Origin of the sequence: Bifidobacterium aquikefiri, from assembly GCF_002259795.1 — a bacterium.
Lineage (GTDB): Bacteria > Actinomycetota > Actinomycetes > Actinomycetales > Bifidobacteriaceae > Bombiscardovia > Bombiscardovia aquikefiri.
This window is the reverse complement of sequence record NZ_MWXA01000005.1, coordinates 616,736-640,819: the sequence shown is the minus strand read 5'-3', so window position 1 is coordinate 640,819 and position 24,084 is coordinate 616,736. Positions and strand designations below refer to the sequence as shown.

18 protein-coding genes and 1 pseudogene are annotated in these 24,084 nt (G+C 51.4%); 10 read left to right on the top strand and 9 right to left on the bottom strand.

The genetic code is table 11. The features are described 5' to 3' along the window. The first annotated feature begins 9 nt into the window (after nucleotides 1-9). The 4 genes from BAQU_RS06595 to BAQU_RS06580 all read left to right on the top strand — a co-directional run bounded on the left by BAQU_RS06595 (nucleotide 10) and on the right by BAQU_RS06580 (nucleotide 4,654). Nucleotides 10-936: a carbohydrate ABC transporter permease gene (locus BAQU_RS06595; RefSeq protein WP_094693769.1), complete on the top strand. Its 927-nt coding sequence runs from the start codon at nucleotides 10-12 to the stop codon at nucleotides 934-936. Nucleotides 937-952: 16 nt separating this feature from the next. Beyond that, nucleotides 953-1,891, top strand: a complete 939-nt coding sequence (locus BAQU_RS06590; protein ID WP_094693767.1) for a carbohydrate ABC transporter permease — start codon at nucleotides 953-955, stop codon at nucleotides 1,889-1,891. A 131-nt stretch (nucleotides 1,892-2,022) separates the two neighbouring features. Further along, nucleotides 2,023-3,075 (top strand): LacI family DNA-binding transcriptional regulator, encoded by a 1,053-nt coding sequence (locus tag BAQU_RS06585; RefSeq protein ID WP_094694101.1) that lies wholly within the window; start codon nucleotides 2,023-2,025, stop codon nucleotides 3,073-3,075. Beyond that, nucleotides 2,969-4,654: a GH32 C-terminal domain-containing protein gene (locus BAQU_RS06580; RefSeq protein ID WP_094693765.1), complete on the top strand. Its 1,686-nt coding sequence runs from the start codon at nucleotides 2,969-2,971 to the stop codon at nucleotides 4,652-4,654. Before BAQU_RS06585 ends, BAQU_RS06580 begins: the two co-directional genes overlap by 107 nt. Before the next feature lie 172 nt (nucleotides 4,655-4,826). Here the strand turns inward: BAQU_RS06580 and BAQU_RS06575 are convergent, their stop codons facing one another. Together BAQU_RS06575 and BAQU_RS06570 are read right to left on the bottom strand one after the other, a co-directional pair. Further along, on the bottom strand, nucleotides 4,827-6,407 hold the full coding sequence (locus BAQU_RS06575) for a glycoside hydrolase family 32 protein (protein ID WP_094694099.1): 1,581 nt from the start codon (nucleotides 6,405-6,407) through the stop codon (nucleotides 4,827-4,829). Between the two features lie 407 nt (nucleotides 6,408-6,814). Beyond that, nucleotides 6,815-7,411 (bottom strand): VIT1/CCC1 transporter family protein, encoded by a 597-nt coding sequence (locus BAQU_RS06570; protein ID WP_211277125.1) that lies wholly within the window; start codon nucleotides 7,409-7,411, stop codon nucleotides 6,815-6,817. A 102-nt stretch (nucleotides 7,412-7,513) separates the two neighbouring features. Here BAQU_RS06570 and BAQU_RS06565 point away from each other — a divergent pair, with 102 nt between their 5' ends. Next, complete coding sequence (locus tag BAQU_RS06565; protein ID WP_158215657.1) at nucleotides 7,514-7,981, top strand: Fur family transcriptional regulator; 468 nt, start codon at nucleotides 7,514-7,516, stop codon at nucleotides 7,979-7,981. A gap of 53 nt (nucleotides 7,982-8,034) precedes the next feature. On the opposite strand, the gene BAQU_RS06560 is transcribed toward BAQU_RS06565, so the two are convergent. Beyond that, complete coding sequence (locus BAQU_RS06560) at nucleotides 8,035-8,328, bottom strand: hypothetical protein (protein WP_094693761.1); 294 nt, start codon at nucleotides 8,326-8,328, stop codon at nucleotides 8,035-8,037. A gap of 938 nt (nucleotides 8,329-9,266) precedes the next feature. On the opposite strand from BAQU_RS06560, the gene BAQU_RS06550 reads away from it, so the two are divergent. Next, complete coding sequence (locus BAQU_RS06550; RefSeq protein WP_094693757.1) at nucleotides 9,267-10,967, top strand: serine hydrolase; 1,701 nt, start codon at nucleotides 9,267-9,269, stop codon at nucleotides 10,965-10,967. Between the two features lie 23 nt (nucleotides 10,968-10,990). On the opposite strand, the gene BAQU_RS06545 is transcribed toward BAQU_RS06550, so the two are convergent. Further along, entirely contained in the window at nucleotides 10,991-11,482 is a 492-nt protein-coding gene (locus tag BAQU_RS06545) for an AAA family ATPase (RefSeq protein ID WP_094693755.1), read from the bottom strand. A 265-nt stretch (nucleotides 11,483-11,747) separates the two neighbouring features. Between BAQU_RS06545 and BAQU_RS06540 the strand changes: the two genes are divergently transcribed. Continuing rightward, the gene (locus BAQU_RS06540) at nucleotides 11,748-12,680 is read left to right on the top strand and encodes a DMT family transporter (RefSeq protein WP_094693753.1); all 933 of its coding nucleotides are present in this window, start codon (nucleotides 11,748-11,750) and stop codon (nucleotides 12,678-12,680) included. A 545-nt stretch (nucleotides 12,681-13,225) separates the two neighbouring features. On the opposite strand, the gene BAQU_RS06525 is transcribed toward BAQU_RS06540, so the two are convergent. Further along, on the bottom strand, nucleotides 13,226-13,999 hold the full coding sequence (locus tag BAQU_RS06525; protein ID WP_094693747.1) for a (S)-acetoin forming diacetyl reductase: 774 nt from the start codon (nucleotides 13,997-13,999) through the stop codon (nucleotides 13,226-13,228). A gap of 453 nt (nucleotides 14,000-14,452) precedes the next feature. On the opposite strand from BAQU_RS06525, the pseudogene BAQU_RS06520 reads away from it, so the two are divergent. Together BAQU_RS06520 and BAQU_RS06515 are read left to right on the top strand one after the other, a co-directional pair. Beyond that, nucleotides 14,453-14,938 (top strand): annotated as a pseudogene (locus BAQU_RS06520) (carbohydrate ABC transporter permease); the annotation flags it as partial. Nucleotides 14,939-15,022: 84 nt separating this feature from the next. Further along, nucleotides 15,023-17,140, top strand: coding sequence for a hypothetical protein (locus BAQU_RS06515; RefSeq protein WP_244568455.1), 2,118 nt, complete (start codon nucleotides 15,023-15,025; stop codon nucleotides 17,138-17,140). Nucleotides 17,141-17,234: 94 nt separating this feature from the next. Here BAQU_RS06515 and BAQU_RS06510 read toward each other — a convergent pair whose 3' ends face one another. Beyond that, nucleotides 17,235-18,248, bottom strand: coding sequence for a LacI family DNA-binding transcriptional regulator (locus BAQU_RS06510; protein WP_094693745.1), 1,014 nt, complete (start codon nucleotides 18,246-18,248; stop codon nucleotides 17,235-17,237). A 282-nt stretch (nucleotides 18,249-18,530) separates the two neighbouring features. Here BAQU_RS06510 and BAQU_RS06505 point away from each other — a divergent pair, with 282 nt between their 5' ends. Continuing rightward, nucleotides 18,531-19,805, top strand: coding sequence for an alpha-amylase family protein (locus BAQU_RS06505; RefSeq protein WP_094693743.1), 1,275 nt, complete (start codon nucleotides 18,531-18,533; stop codon nucleotides 19,803-19,805). Nucleotides 19,806-19,835: 30 nt separating this feature from the next. On the opposite strand, the gene BAQU_RS06500 is transcribed toward BAQU_RS06505, so the two are convergent. The 3 genes from BAQU_RS06500 to BAQU_RS06490 are packed head-to-tail and all read right to left on the bottom strand — an operon-like array spanning nucleotide 19,836 to nucleotide 23,969. Then, the gene (locus BAQU_RS06500) at nucleotides 19,836-21,338 is read right to left on the bottom strand and encodes a DUF92 domain-containing protein (RefSeq protein WP_094693741.1); all 1,503 of its coding nucleotides are present in this window, start codon (nucleotides 21,336-21,338) and stop codon (nucleotides 19,836-19,838) included. Then, the gene (locus BAQU_RS06495; RefSeq protein ID WP_094693739.1) at nucleotides 21,326-22,417 is read right to left on the bottom strand and encodes a phytoene/squalene synthase family protein; all 1,092 of its coding nucleotides are present in this window, start codon (nucleotides 22,415-22,417) and stop codon (nucleotides 21,326-21,328) included. The genes BAQU_RS06500 and BAQU_RS06495 overlap by 13 nt, the downstream gene beginning before the upstream one ends. After that, entirely contained in the window at nucleotides 22,410-23,969 is a 1,560-nt protein-coding gene (locus BAQU_RS06490) for a phytoene desaturase family protein (protein WP_094693737.1), read from the bottom strand. Before BAQU_RS06490 ends, BAQU_RS06495 begins: the two co-directional genes overlap by 8 nt. Nucleotides 23,970-24,084: the final 115 nt, after the last annotated feature.

Sequence of the window (24,084 nt, the reverse complement as noted above, 5' to 3'; positions counted from 1 at the left end):
TAAGGGGGAATGATGATTGCTGCGAGCAAAAAGTTCAATCGCAAGGCATCCAAGCAGAATCTGGAACTGCAGATCGAGAATCGCACGGGTACACTCATGCTGGTTCCTGCAACATTACTGCTGCTTCTCTTTGTGGTAGTTCCTGTCTGTCTATCTTTCATACTGGCGTTCACCAATGCCAGGCTGGTGTCTTCCACATCACCGCAGTTCGTAGGTTTAACCAACTTCGCTGCGATGTTTGCGGACTCGGCATTCTGGGCCGCATTGAAGAACGTCACGATTTTTACGGTCGTGGTCGTCCCTGTTCAGGCAGGATTGGGACTTTTGCTCGCAGTGCTCATCAACAAGAAGGTGCGCAGTTCGGTTTTCTTCCGGACCATATACTTCCTGCCCGTCATTACCTCCATGGTCGTGGTATCTCTGCTATGGCTCTTCATCTACCAGAATGACGGCATGCTGAACATTGTCCTTCAGAAGCTGACCTTCGGCATGTTCAAGGGTGTCGATTGGCTCAACAATCCCAAGACGGCTCTTGGAGCCATCATATTCATGTCGATCTGGCAGGCTGTGGGCAACCATATGCTGATCTGGCTTTCCGGATTGCAGACAATACCAAACGATCTCTATGAAGCGGCAAACCTTGATGGATGCAGCACCTGGCAGCAGTTCAAGCACGTCACCTGGCCATGTCTGCGAAGCACAAGAAACATGATTCTCGTCACGATCACCATCGCCGCAACCAGTGTGTTCACCCAGGTGAACGTCATGACATCGGGTGGACCGCTGAATTCGACGACGACAGTGGTGTATCAGGCGATTCAGGCTGGATTCAAGCAGCAGGAGATCGGATACGCATCAGCAATAACCTTGGTGTATTTCGTACTTATCTTGATCATCACCATGGTCTTGCGGTATCTGACAAGGGACAAGGATTAGGGATCGGAGAAGAATCATGACACAGACAACTGATACATCAGGCAGCACCAGGTCATGGGGACATCACTTCGGCGTGCGCAGGCAACGCAGTCAACATCTGAGCGTCTTTGGATGGATTGTGCGAATTCTTTTCGCAGCGCTCTTTGCGTTCCCGCTTATCTTCATGGTCGTCTCGTCGTTCAAGCCTGACGATGAGATCATGGCGGATATAAGCTCGTTCAAGGCGTTTCTTCCGGTTGGTCAGCTTTCATTGGACAACTATAGTCAGGTCTTTCTCAAGGTTCCAGTAGTCACATTTATGGTGAATTCGGTCATCATCACGGTTTTCTCTGTCGCTTTGGGCGTTGTCGTGAACTCGATGGCCGCATTCGCATTGACGCGGCTCAAGGTGAGGGGTAAGGCCATCATATTCGGCTTTATCCTGGCAACGTTGATGGTGCCCTTCGAAACCTATGCGATTCCACTGCTTTGGTGGATCAACCAGCTTCCAAAGTTTTCAATCAGCAATTTCACGCTCTTCATCTCCAAGGGTTGGACCAATACGCTGTATGTCCAGATCATTCCGTTCATAGCAAGTGCGTTCTCCATATATCTGTATACGCAGTATTTCGAGACCATTCCTAAGGAATTGGATGAGGCGGCCAGGGTGGATGGTGCCGGATGGTTCCACATCTATTCCCGGATAGTCATGCCTCTTTCCGGACCTGCAACGGCAACGGTCGTGATTCTCAGCTTCCTGCCCATGTGGAACCAATACGTATGGCCGCTCATGGTCGTGCAGTCCGAGGGCACGAGACCTGTTATGGTCGGAGTCCAGTACTTCCAGCAGATGACCACATCCTGGGGTCAGATCATGGCATATTCCTCGTTGATCACGGTGCCGATTATCATAGTGTTCGTACTGTTCCAGAAGCAGTTCGTCAACTCCATTGCAAGCAGCGGCATAAAGGGATAAACGGGGAATTTCATTTCCGGAAATTACAGTACACAGTGTGAGTGGGAAGAAAGTCATCGCTTCTTCAACGGGTTGTGGCGATGAACGTGGATCAAGCAGCATGGAGGCTGGGTTTCATGGTCAATATAACGATGAAGCAGATTGCGGAAGACCTGGGAGTTTCCATATCTGCGGTATCCCTGGTTCTGAATGGGCATGCAAATGGACGCATCCGTCCTGAACTCGCTCAAAGAATTCATGAGGAGACCCAGCGGCTCGGATATAAACCCAACAGAATGGCGAGAAGCATACGAACCAACAGAACATATATCCTGGGCTTCATCAGTGATGAAATCGCCACGACACCATTTGCAGGTCGGCTGATTCTGGGTGCGCAAACTGCCGCCCAGCAACTCGGCTATACCTTGCTGGTCGTGAACACGAATGGCGATGACGAACTGGAGGCTCAGGAAATTGCAACGTTGAAACAGTATGGAGTCGATGGATTCCTCTATGCCCGTATGTTCAACCAGACTGTGCAGGTGCCTGAATCCTTGCGCAAGGATCCGTTAGTGCTTCTTGATGCGAGGGAGGCTCAATCGAACATCCCCTCCATCGTTCCCGATGAGATTCAGATCGGCAAGGATGCGACGACAAGGCTCATTGATGCCGGATGCAGACGCATAGCCTACATCGGCGCCGATGGCGACCTGGATGCCGAGCAGGGACGCATGCAGGGATATAGGCAAGTGTTGGAGAAAGCGGGTCTTCCGTTTGATGACAACCTCGTGATTCACCCACACATTGGCACGCAAACATCGCAAGAGGTTCAAGAGCTTACGGAACGATTCCATCCCGATGGTTTCTTCTGTTTCAACGATGCCCGTGCATGGAGCGTATACATGGAGGCTGCCAAGCATGGAGTCGTGGTCGGCAAGCAGATTTCCGTCGTCGGGGTCGATAACCACCAGGTGATCGCAGAAACGTTCACACCGCATCTGACGACAATCGAGTTGCCACATTATGAGATGGGATACTGGGGTACTCAGAAGCTTGTCTCGCTGATTGATGGAGCCGACGCGAATGATGCAGTGAAGCATGCGCATACCAGGGCAGCGTTGCCCAGCCTGTCACGAAGACACGCACGAATTCACTGCGCACTGGTCGAAAAGGAGTCTGTTGCCGAAAGCTCGGCAGATTCATGATGTGAAAGTGGCAACTGGCACGGTGAAGTCAGGGTTGAGTTGCCACATGTACCTTCCATTTGCCACGTCATGCAAGTCATTATGTCACGCAAAGCTTCCACAATTCCGGAAAGAACCACCAATGCACAGTTTCAGCAGTGACCGAGTGAATTCGGCAGTGCCGCACTCCCTCCGAGCGCAATATCATGTCACCGCCCCCCAGCAGTGGCTGAATGATCCCCAACGTCCCTTTTATCATGGACACGAATGCAACATGTACTATCTGTACAGCAGCTCATACTATCTGCCAGGGGAATGGCGTCACCTGGTTTCCCACGATCATGTGATGTTCGAAGACCAAGGCATAGCCATTCATCTCCACGAAGGTCTGGGGGTGTGGTCAGGTTCCTGCGTCGTCGACAAGGATGGCACAGCCGGCTTTGGCAAGAACGCGATTCTCGTCTTCGCGACGCAGCCAAGTCATGGCGATGACTATCAACAAGAGCAGTATCTGTGGCACTCGTCTGACAATGGGAACACCTTCAGCAGATGCGAAAAGCCTGTCATATCGAATACGGACCATTCCAACTGGTTCAGAGACCCCAAGATCGCTTGGGACGAGGACGAACGCCGTTGGATTGCAGCGATCGGCAGAGACCATTCGGTGGCACTGTATCGTTCCGCAAATTTGAGGGTGTGGCAGTATCTCTCCACCTTTACCTATCAAGGTGAGGACATAGGCGGTGTCGAATGCCCTGACCTGTTCTCGATGGTTGCCGATGACGGAACGACACATTGGATCATTGCCGGGAGCATGCGGGGTGTTCTTGCCGGAAAGACCAATACATATGCATATTGGATTGGACGATTCATCGACCATGAGTTCGTGCCTGACCACGAGGCTCCAAAATGGCTGGACGAGGGATGGGACTGGTATGCAGCCGTGACATGGCACAACCCCAACGATGGTAGAAGATATGCAATCGGGTGGATGAATAACTGGGATTATGCGGCACGAACAGTTCCAACCGACGCGACTGACAACTTCAATGGTATGCTTTCGATCGTCCGTACGATACGGCTGGCAAGCAACGGCGATGAATATGAGCTGCTCTCGCAGCCAGTCGAAACGTTAGACAGCTATTTTTCGCAGAATCTAATCATCGAGGACATGGCTGTGCAAGGAGATCGGCAACTTGCGTTTTCAGGCACTGCCTATCGTCTCACCGCAACGATAGATCGTTCGTCTGCTGAGAAGGCATCAATTCGCGTTGGTGGTTCGGTCGATGGAAGCAGATACTGCGAATTCGGCCTGGATTCCGCTGGTTTCTATATGGATCGAAGTCACTGCGAGAGATGGGACTTTCCATTCAAGCCTTGGACTCTTTCCCGCTCTGAAATCGCAGATGAAGCGTGCCCCATCGAAATCACCGCCTTCGTCGACAGGCAATCGGTCGAGGTATTCGTGGCAGAAGGTCGTCATGTTCACTCGGATCAGATCTACTTCATCGAGGGTGATGAGCATGTCTCGCTGCACACCGAAGGGGGCGAGGCCCTCTTCACAGACATTCGCATCGCTTCATGGAGTGGAGTCGCATGACATGCCACTCAATATGGAACGCTGGGGTTTCATGGGTAGACCACGCTTCAACAATCACATCGTCGTGAGCAATGCGTGACTCATTCGGAAATATGGGGGAACAGGAGCACGCGTGCGGGGGGCTCCTGTTCAGATGAGAACAGGCCAGTGGTTGCGCTCGCATCCGCGAGGGCTACTGGGCTGTCCGTCCTGCTGGCTGGTCCGTATCGAGACCGATGCTCTTCAGATGGTGTATGTGCACGGAAGAGATGAGGGCTTCTCCTGATTCGGACATCAGAATCACCGACCTTCTCCCAGCCGAGGGAAAGCTGTACGAGCTCATGGCCTCCGTGCCTTCATTGATGAAGACTTCCACGGATCCGCGGTCCACGAATATTCTCAGTTTCAACGAATTGAGGTGCTCGGTTTCAACGGGAACCGGTGCTGCACGATATCCGCGGTCGCCATATGCCGTGGCCTGCCGATCGATGACGACGCGTTGAATCTGCGCGTCATAGGCGACGTAGGTATATGCGCCATCATCGGTGGAATGAATCTTGAGTCCCACTCGTTCGGCGCTGGAGTGCGCGATGTCGATGTCCATCTCGATTTCGACTGCCTGCGCATCCTCGATCAGCACTCTGTGCTCATTGACGTTGAGACTCAGGGAACCACAAGTGATGTCATCGATGCGAAGTTGCGTTATTTCATTCACTGGGTTGGATCTGACATCGCCCTGCTCGTCGACTGTGATCTCTCGAGGGAGTGTAAGCTGACCGCACCAGCCGTCATCCTGCATGGGTATGGGTGGGACGAAAGGACTCATCCACCCATACATGATCTGTCTGCCGTCGGGGGCTCGGAAGGATTGTGGAGCATAGAAATTGTGTCCCCAATCCCAGAGCTTGAATTCCCTTAAGGGATGGAATGCGCTCCCTGGTTCCCACGAACCTACCAGATACCCGGCATTATTGAGATTGCGATTCATGAAGCCCTTGGCCTTCGATCCCATTGCCGAGAAGCACAGCACCCACCAGGTGTGTCCAGCATTGTCTTGCAGCGGGTAGAAGTCTGGGCATTCAAGCATGAAGACCTGTGGATCATCGTGTTCGAAGAGCACGCGGTCGAAGTTCCAATGCACCAGGTCGTTGGATGTGTAGAGCCAAATCTGACCACGCTTATTGGCCGAGCTGACGCCATGAATGAGATACCATGTGTCGCCTTGCTTCCAGACTTTTGGATCGCGAAAGTGTGAATTGACTGCCTCTCTCGGGCAGTCGATGATCATGCCCAGCTTCTTGAGGTGAATGGCATTGTCGTCTGTTGCCTCGGCCAGCATCTGGACCTGCCATTCGCCGTCAGAGCCATCGTGACCATTGGCCCAGCGGTGACCGGTATAGAAGAATGTGAGCGTTCCGTCGTCGTCAATCGCCGCAGAGCCTGAGAATACCCCATCCTTTTCCTGTTCCAAGGTAGGAGCCATTGCGATGGGTTCTCTTCTCCACGTGATCATGTCGGCACTGGATACATGTCCCCAGTGCATGGGGCCCCATGTTGCGCTGAACGGGTGAAGCTGATAATAGACGTGCCATCTGCCTTTATAGAAGCACAGCCCATTAGGGTCGTTGATCCAACCGCCATTCGAGGCTATGTGAAACAGGGGATACCAGCGGTCGTTGCGTTCTGCGGATAATGCCTTGATGCTTTTTTCAGCCTTTGACAACGCCATTTCATCGTCTAGAATTGGCTGATAGCAAGGTATGTGATTACTCATTCTCTCGGGCTCCCGTTGATTCTTTCTCGTTCGTTGAGTACTGGGCTGTGCGATGGGTCTGATGGCGACCCTGTAGCAAGGAGCTTCAATGCGTGCTTCATCTTCCTCGACAAAGAATGTAATCGTCTCTCCTTTGTTGGATATGCCCACGGTTGCTGCTCATGACCGTCATCGTCATTCCTTTTGGTAAAAGGATTTCCCGTCTAAACTATCACATAAATCGTTTGACTTCGAGTTCTGGGCGGCGTGTGTCCATGACTCTTTTGAGAGAAGGCATCGAGCGAAGCTCGGTAGCCAGCCCATGCATTCACTCGACTGACACAGATCCAACTGAAGTCTTCACTGATGAAGTGCCAGCATTGTCGCTGCAACGACAATGCTGGCACTTGCAATCCGTCAATCTGGGGTCAGCTGGCTCCCAATGCAACGCCGATGGCGAGAACGATAAGCCCTCCGAGCGTGACAACCAGGAGTGAATTCTTCATCGGAACGTGCAGGAAGCGGTTACGCACCCATGCGATGACAACGAGTTCTATGGCAACCACAATGAATGCCACGAGCAACGATAGGTGCAGATTGGGAATCAGGAAGGGCAGTGTGTGGAAGGTGCCACCGATGGTGGTCGCGGCTCCGGTGATTGCTCCACGCACTATGGAAGAGCCGCGGCCCGTTGACTTTCCATTATCGGAAAGCGCTTCTGACCAGCCCATGCTCACGCCGGCACCGAGTGCGGTTGCCATGCCGACGATGAACGCGGCATGAGAACCGGAGAAGATTGCTGACGCAAATACGGGAGCTAGCGTGCTCACTGTGCCATCGATCAAGCCGACGAGACCTGGCTGCACATAACGAAGTACGAAAGCGCTGTCAGTATGATTGGATGACAATAGTTTCTTGGCAAATGCAGCAGCGGATATACCCGCTGGCGATTGTTTGGCTGTCGTATTCGAAGTTGCCGAATCCGAATAAGCCATCTCAGAATCAATGTTTTCTGAATGAGTCATATCAAAAACCTCCATGAATTATTTTAATTGATTTCTAATTAAATGCAAATTAAGAAAACAAATTCCTTGAAATAGTGTGTGATGTCGTCTAGTCTAGGTTCTATGCAGGCACAAGAAGAGGAACGTGTGATTCACACGAATCTTGATGAGGTTCTTCATGATCGGGGTTTACGGACCACCCCACAACGAAAGCTGATCTATCGCATCATCACTGCGACGGCGCAGCATGTCAGTGCCCAACAGATTCAACAGGAACTTGAGGACGTTTTTCCTGGAATTTCATTGCCCACGGTCTATTCCACCCTGGAGCTTTTCACTCAGCTAGGCGTCATCCACAAAATGGCAATCAATGATGGTGAGATGCTCTATGACACTGGTTGGAGCCATCCACATGCGCATATGAAATGCAGGCAGTGTGGGCGAATCTTCGATTTGGACATCCCACCCGTAACGCAGAAGGATATACAATCTGCGGCGAAGGCCGGATTCAACGTTGATTCAGGGGATTTGCTGCTCCATGGACTTTGCAAGGAATGTGCGGCAAAAGAGTCTCAGAAGGCAGGTGCCTGAATCGCTATGAGCGGTGCTTGTACTGACTGAAGTCAGAGTGGAGCGTCGGAGAATCAGATTGAATTGGTGAATGCCGTGAAATCATTCGCTGCACCTGAAGTCAGATTAGCGATGATCCCGACCACAACGATCACTGAAAGCAAGCTTGCCAATCCTACGAGTATTGAAGATATGAGCCGCATCAGGCTACCGGATCCTCTCGCAAAAATGCGGAAGATGATGGCGACTATCCATGAAACGGCCAAAAGACCAAGTAGTGCAGTGATGGACAAGGATGCCAGATTGGCATAGACGGTACTGATCACGGTCCAAAACCATTGACCTATGCTCGCGAATACGCTATCCATCTCGTTGTACCTTCCTCAATAGGCTGTCCAAACGTTTCAATACAACAATTGTGCATCTCAACCATGAATGTTTACTTATGCTTACGTGCACAATATGTAAGGGAAGTTGGCGGTACCTATGGCAAGTGCGAGTTGATCCAGATCAATACGGCACTGTACCTGATGGTGTCTCTAGCTTTTCTTGGACTTCTGCGGTGTAAAGATCCGGGATGAGACATTCGAACCTTGTAAGGATATGAGAAAATCGATTTTCCGTTCGATCAGATCAAGATATCTACCAACATTGCAGCAAACCCTTTCTCCGTCATCCCGAGCGTAGTCGAGGGATCTTCTGTTGACTGTTGAGTGGGGGTGGGATCTCTCTGCTTCGGCTTCGCCTTCGCTCGAGATGACGGTGAGAAATGCGCTTGGACGCTCGAGATGACGGTGAGAAATGTGCGCTTGGACGCTCGGGGTGACGGAGAAAGAAAAATGCGCGCTTGGTTGCTCGAGATGACGGTGAGAAATGCACCCACAAGCGGTCTCAATGACAGAAAAAGCACACCCTTGGGCGCGCCCGTAATAGCAGAAATCCCTTTCGTTGTTCCAACCATGTTCCTTTGTCATTCTGAGCGTGTTCCTTTGTCATCCCGAGCGTAGTCGAGGGATCTTCTGTTGACCGTTGAGTGGGGGGGGATCTCTCGACTTCGGCTTCGCCTTCGCTCGAGATGACAGGGAAGAAATGTACGCTTGGACGCTCGGGTGACGGTGAGAAATGTGCGCTTGGATGCTCGGGTGACGGTGAGAAATGTGCGCTTGGATGCTCGGGGTGACGGAGAAAATGCGTGCTTGGGCGCTCGGGGTGACGGAAACATACACTCCCTAACGAGACATTTCTGCGGGGGATTGTGGCTGTTTGATAGGGTATTGATAGTGATGGACGGAGTCAGGGGAGCATATTGGTTTGTGACAAGTGCGGATTTGAAAATGAAGAGGGTGCGCAAGTATGCATCTCTTGTGGTTCGCGGTTACCGGCTCTGCCTGCTGATCTGAATTCCACAAAGCAGATCAAGGGCGCTGATGATCTTGATGCGCATCCTGATACGGCTCTTGACGATGTGGAATCCACTTCAAGCATTGATATTGCTGAGATGTTTGGTGATGACGAAGATTCAGGAATCGGTAATTCTCCAAAATCGGATCAACCCAATGACGAGCGCAATGAAGATCAGGCTAGCGACGATGGGCATGGAAAATTTGGCGAGCCGTCGAAGAATAACGACGGCACCAATTTTGCAGCTTCGGGGGTTCTCGGTTTGCATGAGTTTGAAGAGACCCAGTATCAGCCCACCTTTCCATTTGATATTCCCACATCGGCTATGCACCATGGCCAGACGGATGGCAATGGTGCAGGGCGGCAAGCTCAGCCAGGATATGCGGCGCAGATGAATCCAGCGAATTTTGCCAATGCGGCATTCGGGGTCAATTCAGGCAATCTGGCTGACTTGGTAAACACAACACAAGAGAGGGTCTCGAACAGTTCCTCTCAGGGAGTCGAAGATGCAAATAGATTGAGCAACAGTGATAATCCTGACGACTCACCTGCCAAGAGCGAGGCCGGGACCAGCTCCCCTGAAACGGCTCAGCGACCACAGCTTCAGCCCCAACGAAAACAGCAGCCGACATATCAATCCAATCCCTATCAATCCAATCCCTATCAATCCAATCCCTATCAATCCAATCCGTATCAACCACCACTACTGAGCCAACAAGTTCATCCACAGAACCAACCTCAGACTCCAGCACCCAAACAGGCAGATCAGCAAACATCTCGCAACCCAAGGCTGCTCATAAGCATCGGCATAACCATCGCAGCGATGATTGCCATATGCCTCATCATCGTGGGGATACTCAACAGTGGCATATTGGATACGAACTCCACCAACGTTGGAGCAACCCCGAGCACACCACAGCAGACCACCAAGTCCGCGCGATCATCGAAAACCGTCTTTGATAAAAAACAGCTCAATACACTGATATCGCAGTTCTCAGCATCCGATGCTGCAATCGCCGGCATAGACATCAATGGTAAAGACGCATATTCATCGAAGCTGGCAACAACGAAGTTCGTTGCTGCCGGACTCTATCTGCCCATATATCTTGACGCGCATTCCGGCAAGAATCCAGATTCAATAGCGGCTTCCGATGTCATGATGAATACCATGAGCAATGACGATGCCAACACGGCGATGGCAGATCTGGGCGGATTTAGCGGCGTGACCGGCTGGCTGCATAAGAACGGTTACAAATCAACCGAAATGGGCCGAAATTTCGGAGACGTTGCAGCATCCAACAATGGCCTCGAAAACTATTCCACAGCATCCGATTCGGCTTCCATGCTGAAAGCAGCTGAAGCAGCCGGTGGGGCAAACCTGATGACCTATGACATAACGGCGGATGGTGTAACCATTCCTGCAGACATGCAGGTTTGCGCACATCGCGGCCGCGGCATCAAGAACGCGTATAACTATTTCCTCATCATCAAGGACAAGGGCCACACGATTGCACTCGCAGTCCTCACCAAGAATCAGAGCGAAACAGCGGTGACCACATTTACCTCAAAACTGCTGGCATCGATAGACTCGACAATCGCGAAATAAGGTTCCCTCGTCTACCGCATGAATCACAAGGTCACGCATTTTCCCTGAAAGCGGTGAGCGAGACTTCTATATAAGGCTGCGCGGCTTCGTGAGCGCCCTCTCCAGAGCAGCCATGCGAGAAATTCAGCATCGATCTTATCATTGCACCCGACGGTCATGTCCGGGCGGTTGGTATTTCGATATTTCAACCGTCTCAACAACACTCTGCGAAGGCAAATCAAGCGGTTGACATTGAGAATGATGATGCAGTCTGCCTCATTCATTCGTCGCTCGAATGATATGTTACGATAATTTCCTTCGATGACCCACGAATTGTGCGTGTCCAGGAATTCGTCCATCATCGCGCTCGCCTCATCGTGACTGCGTTCCTGCCAATGCGGCAGCCAGTGGAGTGTATCCAGATACACCAGCGGAAGAGAACGATCGGAGGCAAGCTTGCGTGCAAGCGTCGATTTTCCAGAACCGCTATATCCGAGGATCGCTATGCGTTTTGCCTCTTTCGCAATGGTTGTCATGCTATCCCTTTCATGACCTTGTAATTCACCGATGTCATTAAATCCTAGCCATTGGTTATGCGTTCGCCAATCCTTGACATCCCTCAAGCTGCTCGCGTCGCATCACCTCTCCGAGAAAAATGGTTGTTTGAAACTGACAATGGCGCTCACGCCGTTATACTCGCATGTGTTCCAATAATCCTGCGTGCTTCGTCACGGGAAGGCACCATGTTCCGTACTGGGCCTGTGAGAAGTGCAAGCGTTATCTTGTCAAGAGGGGTCCTTCATGTTTTCGCTGCTGATCGGTTTAGTGATTGGGTTTGGATTGCCTGTGCAGACGGCGATCAACTCGCGGCTGCGAAACATTGTAGATTCACCAATGCGGTCTTCCATGATTTCGTTCAGTATCGGAACCATATTTCTGGCATTGGTCTTGTTGATAACGATGCAAGGGCTGATTGTCCCGATCGCGACATTTGCTCAACAGCCATGGTGGATATGGATCGGTGGAATCCTTGGAGTTGTCTATCTCACAGGGAATATCGTTCTCTTTCCACATCTTGGAGCTGCGCAGACGGTAATCATGCCAGTTGTTGGACAGCTGATCATGAGCATGCTGATCGATAACTTCGGTTGGTTCGGATTGCCACGGCACACGCTTACGCTCGTCAGAGTCGTTGGTGGCATCGTCGTTCTTTTTGGAGTCGTTCTGGTGGTGTTCACCAATTCGTCGGCGGGTACATTGAAGACGGCAGAAACGAGACATGCTTCGCTCGTGTTGCCTTGGCAGATTGCAGGAATATGCACGGGCATGCTCAGCGCGGCCCAGACGGCTATCAACGGTCATCTCGGAACCGTGTTGCAATCGCCGGAAAAGGCAGCATTCATATCATTCCTCGTTGGCACTGTCGCGCTGCTGCTGATAGTTGCCATATATGAGCATGGGATTCACATTCGTCCAGCTTTCTCGACACACAATCCGTGGTGGATTTGGCTCGGCGGCGTGATCGGTTCCCTCTTCGTTCTCGGAAACGCCTATCTCGTCCCAGAGATAGGGACTGGTCTAACCGTCGTCATTGTCCTCTTCGGCATGATCTCGGGCGGACTGGTGATAGATAGTCTGGGTTGGCTCGGAGCCAGGCGCATCAAGGTAAAGGCAATCCAGCTGGTAGGCATACTCATACTCGTGTGCGGAGTGGTTCTGATCAAGCTGTTCTGAAGTGAGAGTCTGGGGTCGGCAGAATGGCGTGAATGATGCTCCATTCTATCTCGATTCAACTTTTAAACAGCGCTTTTGGAGTCATTTTCGCCTGATTGTTGCTCAGAACCGATGTGAAAAGCGCACCTGATGAGGTCTGTGACTTCCTCATAAAAGCATCTCAAGCGCTCGAAACGTTCTGGCTTTTTCAGTTCGCACTCCCGCATCACCATGACACGGCAACCGAGTTGTGCAAGCTCTTGCCCTTCTTTGGTGCCGCGCTCGAAATACTCTGTTGTGGCAAAGCTGCTTCGCAAGCACATCTGTACTCATAAGGAAATCGAAACATTCAAATCTGCTGTGCCGATGGTTGTCGCCAAGCAGCATTCTTCCCCTGAGAAAGGCCATCTTCGAGGCTTGAATCAAAGAATACGCAGCGTGTCCAATGGCGATGGAACCCAGATGCATCCCTTGAAGGCCTGTTTCGTTCCATCAGGAACTGTCTATGCTCCACTGGAATGCATGAACTGGTGGGTTCATGCATTCCAGTGCTTTCTGAGCAAATTTCACTGGAACTGCATACCGCCGTCAACGATCAGTGTTTGACCGGTGATGTAGTCCGAATTGTGCCCCGCAAGGAAGGCGACGGCATTTGCCACATCGGAGGCTTCGCTCAGACGACCGAGCGTGATGTCCTTCGAGAAGGTGCTCATGCCCCATTCGTCATCCTTGCCGGCATTGACGGCTACTTGATGGGCTATGTCCATCATCATCGGGGTTTTTACAATGCCCGGAGCATAGGCATTGGCGGTGATGCCATCCTTCGCAAGATCCTTCGCCGCTACTTGAGTCAGACCGCGAATGGCAAATTTCGTAGAGCTGTAAAGCATCAGGTTGGCATTGCCGACGACGCCTGCCTGGCTGGCCGCATTGATGATCTTGCCTCCATGCCCTTTGCCTTTAAATAGTGCAGTTGCTGCCTGCATGCCCCAGATACACGATGCGACATTGACGTGGTATACCTTGTCGAACATTTCTGCAGTGATCGTATCGATAGGTGTCGTTGGAGCAATTCCGGCGTTGTTGATCAGCACGTTGAGATCTCCGAGACTGTCTGATGCGTCTTCGATTGCCTGTTGGAATCCTCCACGATCGGAAACATCAACCTTGAAGGCTGCCGCCTTGCCACCATCATCATTGATGGAGTCAGCAACCTTCGTAGCCAATTCGAAATTCAAATCGGCGATGGCAACGGCAAAACCGTCCTTAACCAATCGGCGGGCGATCGCCTCGCCAATGCCTTGTGCCGAACCTGTAATAAATGCAACTTCTTTGTTCATGATGCAAGCCCCTTCCGGTTGCTTCACGTCTATCGGAAGTCTCACGCCACAATGGCGTGCAACGCCATTAGTATAAGTCTTTCCGTACGTGAAATGAGATGCAAACTCGCGTGGTTTGCAATAAAAATTCTCGCCGAAAATGGTTAATTTGTGCGCATCAAATGTTGTGATATATTGATTTGTACGCTTCAATGTTGACGCGCAACAATAGGAAGGGGGAACGTATGAGCTCCAAGTTATAATCTCGTTGGCTGGGCGCAGCTGTAGCTGCAGCGACCATGATCGTACCATTGGCTGCATGTGGTTCTTCCAGCAGCAATGCGACGGAAATTTCTTTTTATTCATATTTTGGAAAATCACAGCTGGGTCATTGGTGGCCGATTGCGAAAAGAAGAATCCTGGCATCAAGGTCGATGCATCTTACGGGCAAATTCCATCGCAATATGTGCAGGCTTTGCAATTCCACTCCAGGCGACCTTGTTGCCGTTGTTCAAGATGGAGGCTCAGTTCGGTCTCGTCGATTCACTGCTCGGCTTGATCGTGCTCTATGCGGGTTCAAGCGTGTTCTGCTACTTTCTGATCGTTGGATACATGTCGTCACTGCCTATGGAATTGTTCGAAGCTGCAAAGATTGACGGTGCGGGAGCAGGAAGAATTTATGTGAAGATCGTGCTGCCTCTCATTCGACCGATCTTGACTACGGTTGTGGTATTCCAGACCATGTCGACGTGGAACGACTTCCTGCTTCCAAGCGTCTTCCTTTCTTCGACGAATAACGAAACCGTTGTTCTACAGGTATATAACGCGGTTCAGAAGTTCTCGACGAATTGGCCATTGTTCATGACCATTACAGTTATCGCTCTGGTTCCAGTCTTCGTATTCTTCTTCTGCCAGCCTTGGATCGTTTCCGGACTGGTTGCAGGATCTGTAAAGGGATGAGACCGATGCAATGTGAGCAATATGAACTGTTGAACGTGATTTAGGATATCTTCAAGACGGAATGGGTGGGTATAAGCAATGACAATGCAAGAGCAGAATGTGCACGACCAGGCTGAACAGAATCAGGCCGTACGGGAGCAAGGGCCGTTGGACAATCATCTGGTGGCGAGCTCTCTGACCTTTGGCAATGGCAAGGCCGAGCTTGATCCTCAGACTGGATCCATCGTCGGATTCTTCAATACGGATTCTCCGAAGCGGGAGTATCTGATTGATGCCGACATTCCGTGGCATTCACCTGATTTCTATTGGGGAACAGGCATGGTAGTCACATCACAGGGGAGTGGTTCGTGGATTACCCCATCGGTCGGTGAAGTGAGAAACAATGTTCAGAAGCTTCACTTTGACATGGCCCATGTGGGGCTGGAACTTGACGTGACAAGGAGCGGCGGAACACACATGCAGGAACGATACGTGTGGCGTAATGTCTCGGGTTCCGCGCTCACCATATCCCAGCTATCGCTCGAGGCACCGTTCAACAACTATTATCCTTCTGCACAGAAGGCTTTGGACGAGTGCGTCAATGCTCATGTCTTCGCTGGTGGCAGCTGGGCATGGTGCTATGCCGAGCCGATGGATGGTTCCATGCCATCCCTTGGTCTCATCGTGCGCAAAGGGGCCCTGCATTCTTATTCCTTACAGACTCAGAATGAGTCGGTATTCTCGAATGTTCGTGGACACATTGTGTTGAACGTTACGGATAATGCGATTTCTCCAGATTCATTCGGTGGTCAGCCACGCTTGGAATTGCTGCCCGGTGAGAGCTACGAGCTTGAGAACGAAGTGGGTTGGTACGATTCACGAGATGAGTTTGAACTGGATGTTCATACCCCTGCTCATTTCTCCACTCTGTCATCGCCTCTGGGAAAGAGCATTGACGTTGACACGTCGCTGAGCATCACTGTCGACAACAGTCATCTGTTCGTTGTCCACAACGAACATGGCTATTCGTTGACCGCAGACGAACCTGGAACATACTACATTCATCTCACGGATGGTGACTATTCGGCATGTACGGAAGTGCTGTTCTACTCGCCGCTTTCACAGACCATTGCGAAGAGAGCACATTACATTCTTGACCATCAGGTGGCTTCGTATCGACCCGGATCGCTTGCGGCAGCCATCGTATCGGTTGATACCCGAACAAAACTGCAGGTCATCGATCCGTTCTGGAATGACTGGACTGATGGTTCCGAACGAATCTGCATGCCTGTGTTGTTGCAAAAAGCACTGAATCATGGCTTTCTTGAAGATGGTGACAAGCTTCGTGCGCAACAGGAATGCGATGATTGGCGGACATTCGCTGAAAAGAATCTTCTTGATCTGACCGGCGCTTCTCGCCGTGGATCGTCGCAACCAGCTTCTTCGTTTGGCAAGAGGCTCTATGACATGCCATGGATCGCGCAGTTCTATTGTGAGCATTTCCGGGCAAGTGGTGATGCTCATGATCTTGACATGGCCTCGATGATTCTCAACCGGCTCACTGAACTCGGCGGGCAGCACTTCCTGAGCATTGAATTTGCAGAGACCTGCGAGTGTGCTGCCAGTTTGCTCCGCGCATGTGGCAGGGACGCCGAGGCTGAAAACATTCTCGATCATGTCCTCTCAAGTGCCAACTTCTTCCTTAATCTTGGACGCAATCTTCCTCCACACGAAGTCGCGTACGAGCAGTCTGTAGTGGCACCATTGATGAGCTTGCTGATCGGTGCCTACCGCATAACTGGCGAGAAGCAGTACTTGAACGGTATCGAGAGCAGACTGCCATGGTTGCTTTCATTCAGTGGTTTCCAACCGGACTGCAGACTGCATGGTGTGGCAATACGACATTGGGATGGTCACTGGTTCGGCATCTACCGTTCCTTCGGTGACACATTCCCCCACTATTGGTCAGCGCTCACGGCTGAGGTGCTGCTACGTTTACCAAAGGAGATTGCTGACGACCATACCAGCAAGCTGGCAGCTGAGATTCTTCGTGCAAACATGGCGAATTATTCGGCAGATGGGGGTGCTACATGTGCGTATATCTTCCCATCTTCGGTTGATGGTCGTGCCATGAACCGTGCAGATCCTCTTGCCAACGATCAGGACGAACACCTGAACATCTGGATGCGCATGATTGAGGAGGAAAATCTCGATATTCGCTGATTACAGAAGCTGAACACATCCATTCTCGATTAATTCCGAAGTGGGACGACCCAATTCTGTTGAGCCGGTGATTGGAATCGTGCAATATTGTGCTTTATTGGTAGCATTTGGATGCTGTACTCTTGCGTCGTTGCAAGTGTGGTGTGAGCAATGTCCGAAGCTGTGGTTGTTCCTTGCCGCTGAGCATTGAATATAGGATGTTTACGGCGGTCAGTGAGCATGCGTCGGCGAGAGGGTCGATGTTGGTGATTGGCGTTGGTTGAGCCTGTGCAAAATCGTCGGCACACACTGCCACCAATGGAATGTCTTTTCCAAGTTCCAGGTTATTGAATCGCATGGATGCGGTCATGAGATCGAGGATTGCTGGCGTACGAATTGCAATGCCGACCTTGCGCCCCTTCCATGTTTGTATGTCAGATGTTACGGATTCAATTCCTTGCCAATGACGATTTTCAATGTATCGGGTTGATGAGGAGATACCTCGTGATGTGCAGTATCGTGGTCCATCAATGGAGAAAGCCTTGGCAAAGTTATAGTAGTTTGCATCGCTCGACTTATTGTCAACGAAGATGATTTCCTGCGATCCAACACGGATGAGATCATCGATCTGCTGCCTGACTATCGATGCATAATCCACATCGACGCTGGGTAGCGTTGTTGTGCTTTCTGTGGTCCCCACCATGACACACGGCAGATTCATGCTCTCAATGCTAGAGAGTCGATCATCCTTCAGCCCTATGTCGAACAGCAGCAGCCCGTCGATTGTGGCCTGTCGGGTGACCTTTTCGATACCTTCGATGCCCTCTTGCCCTGGGATAAGAATCACATTGGAATTATGTGATTCCGTTTCAGCGATTATTGATGAAAGGTGTGGATATAATTCTACGATGTTGGTGCTGGAATCAATCCTGACGGCAACTCCAATGAATCCCATCTTTCCTCCAGCAAGGGCACGGGCAGGAAGGTTCGGATGGTATCCGAGCTTCTTTACCGCCTTCATGACTTGCTTTTTGGTTGGCTCCGAAATGAGATTGCTGCCATTGATGACATAGGAAACGGTGGTGCGCGAAACGCCTGCCAAATCAGCAACATCCTGCGCAGTAACCATAGCTTCCTTCTTATGAGTTGAGAAAAAATTAGATATGTGAATACCTGAGCCTCAACTTTTTACAGTACTATCGATAACGGTGCAAGTCAATTATGAACAACCCTGAAAACGTTGATATTCTGGGGATGTTGAGCTTTCTTCCCTGAGGGAATCACACGGCCGACTCTTCGTTCAGGGCAAACATTGCGGGGTGGAATTGATAAGATTCGAGTACTCAAATCGTGCATCACTGAACGGTATGAAGCACTGCATGAGATGGCTGTGCCCGAGGGGGGGAATGGAATGGTGAATGGCAACCGATCAAAGAACGCTTCCATGGAAACGATCATCTGGTGGCATGTGTATCCCTTGGGATTCCTTGGTGCTCCGATACGTCCGCGATCTGCGACGCAGCGAGTTCTGACGCACAGGCTTCGTCGGCTCATCCCCTGGCTCGATTACATGAGCGATCTTGGAGCAAATGGCCTTTTCCTTGGGCCGATCTTCGATTCGCAAACCCACGGATATGACACGATTGACTATTTCTCCATAGACCCTCGGCTTGGTGACCTCAACGATTTTGATGATTTGATGCGAGCTTGCCGAGAGCGTGGCATCACCGTGATGCTCGATGGAGTTTTCAATCATGTGGGTACCGGATTTCCCGCTTTCCGCAATGCTCTGGCGGGCCATGACGATCAGGATATGTTCACGATCAGGCGCAGCGATCAGGGCAACCCTGACTATGCAAAGTTCGAAGGACATGCCTCGTTGCCGGAATTGAATCATGACTCGCCACGCGTGGCACAGCTGGTTCGTGACGTCATGGAATTCTGGCTCGCCAAGGGAATCGGCGCATGGAGACTTGACGCTGCCTATACAACACAGACTCACTTCTGGCAGCATGTCTTGCCTGAAGTACGTACGAAATTCCCGAAGGTCTGGTTTATGGGCGAGGTAATTCAGGCAGATTATCCAACCGTTATTCGCGAGAGCGGTTTTGATTCTCTGACGCAGTATGAGCTTTGGAAGGCAATATGGAGTTCCTTGAAGGATGGGAATTTCTTCGAACTTGACTGGTGTCTTCAACGTCATGACGGATTCATGGATGTGTTCACTCCCCAAACCTTCATTGGCAATCATGATGTGACTCGCATTGCCAGCCAGGTTGGCATCGACAAGGCAGCTCTGGCATGTGTGGTGCAGTTCAGCGTTGGGGGAGTGCCGTCGATCTATTACGGTGACGAGCTTGGCATGACCGGAGTGAAGGAGGATCGTCCCGGTGGCGACGATGCAGTGCGTCCGGCGTTCCCCGCCAAGCCTCAGCCGTTCAATGAGCTGAGCGAATCCCAATCGCGCATGTTTGGCATCTATCGCTCCCTGATTGAGATGCGCAAGGCCAACCCATGGCTGGCACAGGCACGTACCAAGTCAACGCTGTTGGAAAACCGCCGTTACGTGTACGAATCCGCGGGAGAGCACGGGGAAACGCTCAGCGTTGACCTCCAACTCGATCCCCATCCGCATGCCGAGGTGCATCTACCCGATGGTTCCGTGCTGAGCATCGCCATGGAGTAACGCGCGGTTGACGAATATTTCTTTTAAAGATCAGGGGACAACGAGACCTTTGAGGAAGTACGCGAAAATGCATATGAGAATAAGGCTGAGCATGTTGACTACGTTGTTGCTGGCATACGCGATGCCCACCACTGCACGCTGCCTTGGATACGCTGGAGCATCCATAAGCTGGCCATGCTTGTCAGCAAAACGTTGCTGGATGGTCGAACCCAATGCGCTATCGATGAGAGTTCCGAAGAACCCAAGAACGAGAACGAAGAGGAAGCCACGAATTCCATATTGACCTGCGCTAGGAATGGCAAGCAGGGCGCTTCCCGCCATGCCTGCGGCAATGCCTAGCAATGTCACGCCGCCTGATGTTCCATTGGGAACTGGCCTCATGTTGATCAGATTGAGCACTTTGCCGCGGCTCAGCATGCCAATCTCGGACGAGAAGGTGTCGGCGCACGCAGCTGCAAAGACGCTGAAGCAGATGAGTGCAGCAGTATTCGTGTTATGCGAGAAATGTGCCAGCCAGAGTGCAACGCATGCCGGCAGCGAGTTGCACAGCACCTGCTTCCAATTTCTTGCGCCCGCATCTCCCTGACGACATTCACCACGCTTCTTCGTGGAGTTGCTGATCTTCGATACGAGAGATCCAGCGATGAAAAAGAGCAGAAGGCTCGCAGCCACCCAGATCGAAGAGAAGGCATAGAGCGTGGCAGCAGTAAGCTCGGCAGCAACGATCCCATCTGCCGTGATTGCCGATTTCTGATATGCATAGATCAGAATGCCTAATGCAACCAGCAAATATACAGTCATGCCAACAGATCCATAACGCAGCAGGAGTGATGCGAACACACCGGTGCATATCGGGACTGAGAGGTTATCGCATCCGTTCTTTCCCGTGAGTTCGACGAAGGCGGCAAATATCGCTGTGGCGAGTGCGATAAGTACCGATTCTGTCACAAAGATGGCAAAGGATGCGCTCATGCCGAATTCCCAGGCGCGATTCATCGTTTTTGTTTCATCATGTAATTCCCGAACCAGTGCAACGCATGCCAACGAGACGATAAAGGCAGTAATGGCAACGGTCACGCTGCCTTCAAGTGATTTCTCCCGCGCAAAGGAGAACGGATGATGCTTGCCCCAACGCCTGCCGACCAACGAAGCGAAGCCATCGCCATACGCCATGGTGAGCAGACCGATGAACGCGAGTTCTCTCCAGCCAAGCAGGAATGCAGCGGAACTGAGAACGAACATGCTGAACGCATAGTAGACCGTGCCAAGATTTTCATGCTCTCGTCCCATAGCCTTGAAGAAATGGAAGCGGATGCTCAGCGCGTTCACAACAATAAAGGTTAAGGGCACCAATGCAACCGCCCAGAGCGATGTGAAGAAAGGTGTGATGAACACCCAGTTGCCAACCATGACATGCACAAGTTTGCGGGAGTATTCACTGCGGCCCCCCTGAATATGTGCAACGAGAGTTGCCAGGCCCAGAACCAGCAGAATGTATGCCAGTGAAATGGCCAGACTCACTAAATTTTCCATAGTGCCTTCTCCCGTAGCTGTATTTGTGTAACGATGCGGAGACGTGTTGCCTTGCTGGTATAGCAGCGCCTGGTGAAGCAGTCATACGATTGATCCCGAACTGCCTGTTCTATCGCCTGATAGAGCTTTGCCGCTGTGATGAGGGGCACGCGAGCTGACTTGTGGAAGCTGTCGATATGACGTTCATACGGCAGGTAATACCGATCCGCAAGAGTGGCAAGCCGCTCCCAGAGAGACACAAATGCCTCTGGTATCACGATACGCTGCGTACTCACATTCTCCTGAGCGAGTGAGCTAAGAAGATTTCGTGTGATGCCATGGGCTTCAAGTAGATCGTGAGGAATGTAGACACGATTGCGTTTGCGGATATCCTCTCCGACATCACGCAAAATATTGGTGATCTGCATTGCTATGCCCAATTCCTCGCATGCCTGCATGAAGCCTAAATCGTGAATGCCGTTCATGTCGTTCACGAGAATCGGAACCAATACAATACCCACCGAACCTGCGACCAGGCGTGAATATTCGATGAGTTCGGCAGTGGTCTCGATGTCATGGAAGTCCGCATCCATTCTCTGACCTTGAATCTGCATCAGAAGTCCTTGCTCCTGCACCCCAAATCTGCGGATGCTGGCGACAAATGCTGGCCACCACGGGAGCGTGGGTGCCATGGTCGCCTTGGGCTTTTGCTGTCTGGAATCATTGTCGTGGAAAGCGTCGTCGGCCGTGCTGATTCGGGTATCGCGGGATCGTGTCTGCTCAAACAGCGAGCGAACTGAACCCTCCAGATCGTCGAGCTGAGGAAGAGCGGCACTGCCTCCCTCATCTACGAGATCGTCGGCGTAGCGGCAGAACGCGTAGACCGCTGCCACTGCCTTGAAGCGATCTTCCGGCAGTCCCCTGAATGCCTGATAAAAGCTCACTGCCTCAGTCTGCATGATCGAGCAAGCTGCCTTGAACGACTGTTCCAGTGAAACTGACGGGGAATGCGAGTCATGTGGTTCGGAAAAAGCGGGTGTGACTAGCTTTTTTGTATCGCTCGCAGCATTGCCGTGGCTGCCATCCTGGCCATCACTCAAAAGTGTCGCCTTTCTCGTCACGTCGCAGTTCTTCCGCACAGATTTTACCGCTTTGCATCACGATTGGCACGCCTGCACCTGGATGCGTGCTGCTGCCTGTGAAATATAATCCCTTGCAATGCTTGGCTTTTGCCTGTGGTCGCCAGTGATTGCTCTGCAACAGGGTTGGCTGAAGTCCGAAGGTGGCACCTCGATATGCATTGAACTCGTGTGCGAAGTCATGAGGTGTAAACACCTTTTCGAATACAATGTCTTCCTTGAGTCTTTCGAGTCCCAGGAGTTGTGTGAGTGCATCCATTACCTTATTGCGATAGAGCTCCACGGTCTGTTCGTTCCACTCGTACCGGGCCGTTCCCAGCTCGGAGATAGGGACCAGCGCATAGAAGGCGGACATGCCGTCTGGAGCCATGCTCGCATCGGTCTGAGTCGGAATATGCAGATATATCGAAGGCTGTTGAATTTCGGTGCCGTCGAAGATACTGCGCAGATTCTCGTCGTACTGTGACGAAATTACGAAATTATGTGTCGAAAGCTTGTCATACGTGCCCTTCACCCCCCAATAGAACACCAGGCATGAGCATGAATAGTCCATCTTGTCGATCTTCTTCGGTGAATACTTTCCCCGCACCTTGGGGTTGTCGATGAGATGCTTCATCGCGTAAGGAAAGTCGGCGTTGCAAACCACGTATGGAGACTTGACAAGCCTGCCATCAATCTCGATGCCCTTGACCTCGGGCTTTCCGGTGGTATCGGGCGTGGACGGACTCTTGCCCTGATTGCTGCCAGAGGACGTCACTATGCTCTGAACATCAGCGTTGTAGTGGATTTTTCCGCCGATTTCTTCGAACAGTCTGGCCATCTGCTCGGCCATGGTATGCATGCCACCCTTGATGAACCAGATACCATAGAGCAGCTCAATCATCGGAATGATGTTGTAGAGCGAAGGGCCGTTGGCAGGCGATACACCGATATATAGGGTCTGAAAACTCAGCATGCGTTGCAGGTCTTTGTCGGACATGAACTTTGCCATCATGTGATCGGCACTGTCGAAGGTCTTGAGCTTCATCGCCTGAACGAGCATGTATGGGTTGTACATATCACGTCGATGACGGAAAGGCCTTGTGATGAAGTGCTGATACGCCACCTGATAACGTGTATGGATGACGCTGAGATAGTCAAGGAAACCCTTGGCATTTTCGGGCCCCTTGCTCTCAACCATCTTCATCAGATCAGGGAGAGTGTTGTTGATCGCATAGTGACGCATCGGACTACCTTCGAAGAAGACCTCATACATCGGATCAAGACGCGTCATGGGAATGTAGTCATCTGGGTTGCGGCCGCAGAGACGGAATATATCCTGATAGATCGAGGGCATCATCACGATCGTTGGGCCAACGTCAAAAGTAAAGCCCTGCTCATGAATCTGATGCATCTTGCCACCGGGCATGCTTTGCTTCTCATAGATTTCAACCGAATATCCCGCATGCTGCAAACGAATGGCTGCCGACAATCCACCGATGCCGGCTCCTACGACCACAACTTTCTTCCCCAAGTTCCCCGTCCCTACTATTGCACCCTTGATTGGGCTGGCAAAGCCTTGCTGATAACGACTCTACCGAGAAATCACTACAAAAGCACTCATAGAGACAGGGGAAAAGGTCAGATTC